Source organism: Acinetobacter sp. AG1, assembly GCF_001005525.1.
GTDB classification, from domain to species: domain Bacteria; phylum Pseudomonadota; class Gammaproteobacteria; order Pseudomonadales; family Moraxellaceae; genus Acinetobacter; species Acinetobacter modestus.
The window spans coordinates 1-4,128 of sequence record NZ_LBMZ01000038.1 but is presented as its reverse complement, the minus strand read 5'-3'; the positions used below and the strand labels follow the sequence as shown (position 1 = coordinate 4,128).

The following is a 4,128-nucleotide window of genomic DNA, read 5'->3' as shown; positions in this document are numbered from 1 at the left end:
AATCTATTTCAAGCATATTTTGTATAATTTTTAGTAAAAAACTCAGAAAATAAAAATTTTCTTTATCAATTTTATGGAATAGATAATACCGTTTGAGTGAAGCACAATATTTCTATAATTATAATATGAAAGAAAAAAACAGCCTTTCATTCAAAAGGCTGTCAAAGAATGATTTTAATTAATTAATGCCATTGGTGAAATGGGCACTTTGCTTGTACATTATTGTCTGTAGGAACATCGGGTGTTGAAATTGGACGACGGCGATGTTGATCCTGAATCACAGGGAAAACAGAAGTAAAGAAATTAGTCCATCCTCCTGTTCTGACACGTAATAAATTATATTGTTCAGGTGATGAAACTGCTTCAGTGAAGGTTTCTGGATTAGCAACAGTTATTGTCAAAATATTTGATGATGCACCACGGCTAAACTGTTTCAGCACATTGATGAGTGACTGCACATCAAAATCTTCACGAATATTAAAATCGGTTGGTGCTCCATCTGACATTAAATCTGTTCCATTACCTTCGAATCCTTGCAAAGCTAGGCCAAATTCCACAGCTTGATGATCTATTGCTAAATCTGCTGGACTAGGTGATGGACTTAAATCTGATGCAACCGTTGTTCCAAGACGACGCCCATCAGCACTCGCACCATTCCAAGCCCCCATTTCAACATGATTCTCAAAAGTTCCAACGCCAGGTTGTATTTGTATACCAAACGGGTGATTTTCAGAACTATATAGTTTCGTTAGATTTTGCAAGGATTGTGCAAATTGAGGCCACGGATCAGTAAATGTTTTAACGGAAATCGTCGCAATCATTTCGATAATTTGGTTACCAAGTTTATCGACTTCAGAATGTCCTCGCCCATAACGTGGCTGAGCCAAAGCAATTTCACGCAAACGCTTATAGCGATCAGCTTGAGCCGCTATACGTGCATGACCCGCCAAATTACTAATAAAAGGCTCAGTCATTTTATAGCCCCAATCACAACATAAACATTCAAGTAATTCAGGTAATGTCGTTACAGCTGTCAGCGGGTCATATACCATCGCCTTAATTGCATAAAGTGAATTAATGGTGTTACTGAGAGAAATGTAACATGGCCCATAAACATTATACTTTGCGCCACCACTATAGAAATCTTGACCTTTGGCCAAACAATCATCCATCAAAACATTTAAAATGGGTGATGGGCAGAAATCAGTATTGGCACCATATCCTAAAATTTGACCATTAAATGCTTTGCGATTGAGTAATTCAAAATGTTGTTCGTAAAGTCCTAATAATTCTTCAAAGCTAGCAATCTGATCAGCAGGTTTGGTTGTTAACGAAACCGTTTGTCCAAACAAATAGCTCTGCCCTGCGCTTGAAATTGTTTTACCTTGATTCATCGCACACTCTAAAGGCTGTAGAGTAGAGAAACCACCTAAGGAGAACCAATTTTCACCAGGGAACTGTGGTTCATAGCAACCGTCACAGGCATAATTCTGTGCAGAGCGAATATCAACTTCAGAATGCCAACCTGCAAAATTTTTTAGTGCATTCCCCCCTACATCATGACCACTCTGATGCAAACTCGGGATGAGCTTTTCATCATTTAATAGAATAGGATGAGCACCACCAGATAAAATTGCATGTGCCGCTTCTTCTAAAATATCATCAGGAATATCTTTTCGAGTGCGCAACGATAAACAAGGGGCATTCAATGGTAAACGTCCCGAAGCACGAATGAATAATCGCGTTACATCATTATATGCTGGTTTGGTTTTAGCAAAATCCGTTTCACCATCGACAATCGTCCCCCCAACGGTGATTTGTTGAATCCACTGACCTAAAGATGCTCCTTGTGGATAAGGACCAGAACTCCCTCCCATGGCTAAATTTCCGAAAGGTTGGTGGTCTTCCATAAAAATACGATTTTGCTGTACTTTTTCATCAAGTTTTATATAAAACGCATCAATGATTTCTTGCGCTTCATCAAGCATTATGGAGTCTTTCTCATAAAATGGTTGCAGCATCTGGTCCATTCGTCCAAATGCAGTTGGCTCACCATTCAAATGCAAACAGCTATGTACTGTAAAAATAAATTGAACTGCTTCGATAAAGGTTTCTGGTTTTTGTTGCGATAGCTTTTCCATTCGTTTAGCAATCGCAAGTAAATTTTCTTTTTCAAATTGCTGTCCAGCTTGCATTTGAGTCGCTAATTTTGAGGCAAGCTTGGAATAATTTAGGAAATATTCTGAAATACCAGTCAAAGCTAACACTGAAGCTTCATAGAAATCTTTCTTTTCTTGCGTATTTGCATTTTGTGCATGCTTCTTAATTTCTTGTTGCAAGCCAGCCAATCCTAAATCTAAGGCTTTTTGATAATTAGGAATTACATGTCCCACACCAGAAGCTTCACTTAAGTTACGCAGAAAACCTTGAAGCCGCTCGTCTTCAGATAAATATTTCATTACATAGCGCCCTTCCCCCAGCGTCAGATTGGGCATAGCACCTACAATAATTTCATCAGGCATAATTCGGTAAGTATCTGAACCATAAATAACTTTACCTTCGCATTCACGTCTACTCGAATAATGAATGATGTCTCCATTTTTGAGCAATATTTTCCGTCCACGGAAACCATAACTCGAAGAAGAAAATAGCTGTAAGCTTAATCGGATTGCCCAGCCTTTACGCAACATAATGGATAAGCCCATAATATCCTGAGGCTTGTCATCAATATCAAACTGATGAATGTAATAATCGATTCCATGCTCAATCTCTTCTTGTTTTCGATTGAAATACCAATTGTCCTGCCATAATGAAAATGTATTTTCCAGTAAACTTAAAATACGATTCGAAGGTGGTTTGAAAAATTCACTATGTGGATTTATTCCAGTTGCCATATTGAAAAGATAATTACTGTTATTGTAATACATCAGCCCATTATCTGAGCTTTTAGTATAATGACGATCAAATCGAGACCAATCTACACCAGGAAAACGATTCCAATCCCCATGTTCTAAACGACTAAAATCATTATTATATTCACTAGAGTGTTCTAAATCTAAATCCTTTAAGCTAGGTACATAAAATATACCGCCTAAATCTGAATGCAGACTATTGAAGAGTCGATCATTCATAAAACCAGTCACAGCACCGACTTGACTTGACATTACTTCTTCAAGAATGGCAGCTGTTTTGGCAAATCCAGCAAAATAAATTCCTGCTTCATCAGACTTAGTCACGGATTTGGGTACTCGAAAACTGGAGTTTGTTTCAGCACGACCAAAAGGCAAACCTAGACGTAAAACAGGCGTAGTATTGCCATTCATGTCTTGTACACGGGAAGCTTTGATGTGTGAACGACTATCACGATCAGGAATAATCGTGTCATCTGTTTTACGTCCAATCAAGTCTTCAATTTGATCTTCAGACATCATATTGATTTGATCCCAATTAATCATGAAACGTTGGGACAAAACAAATGAACCTCCAAAATGGTCAATATCTTCAGCACCAATTAAAGTATGTTTTGCTAATGAGATAGGATCAGAAGGATTGTTTAAATTCTCTGAAAAACGACATCCTAGAACTTTACCATCTCGACCAGTTTTTGATTGTGAGGCGGTAACTTGACTAATAATATGTTTTAGATCCCCATCCTCTTTTAGTACTTTCTCTACATAGCTTTGTAATACTTCACACGCCTTACTATCATCACTTTTAACATGTAGCCAAATATCCCCATTTGAATTTTGAAAATTTCCTCTTGAAGCCGAAAAAATGACAGAAATATTTGGATTTTCTTTTTCTGGATAATGAAGCTCCATACCTTTGGGACGAGTTAATTGATCATTTTCACAAATAGCATCCCAGTTATCAAATGAAATACCAATAACTAGAGTGGTATTTTTACTTGATAGTAATGGATTTTTATTAATTTCTTGACGGAAATTTATCATTAATTCTCTTATTTTTGTACGAGTAATATTTGTATTAAGCCATACGGTACTAAAAATCGCATGCGGAGCTGGATAAACTAAGCCACGTTGCGTACATTTCCATACATCAACAAAGCGATCTTCATAAGACATATTTAACATTTTTATTAAACCTTTTAGAAATATTTATAAAATA

At 36.9% G+C, this 4,128-nt stretch carries 1 protein-coding gene; it reads right to left on the bottom strand.

The genetic code is table 11. From position 1 onward, the window contains the following. Positions 1–182: 182 nt before the first annotated feature. On the bottom strand, positions 183–4,094 hold the full coding sequence (locus AAV96_RS00435) for a Dyp-type peroxidase (protein WP_046737886.1): 3,912 nt from the start codon (positions 4,092–4,094) through the stop codon (positions 183–185). Positions 4,095–4,128 lie beyond the last annotated feature (34 nt).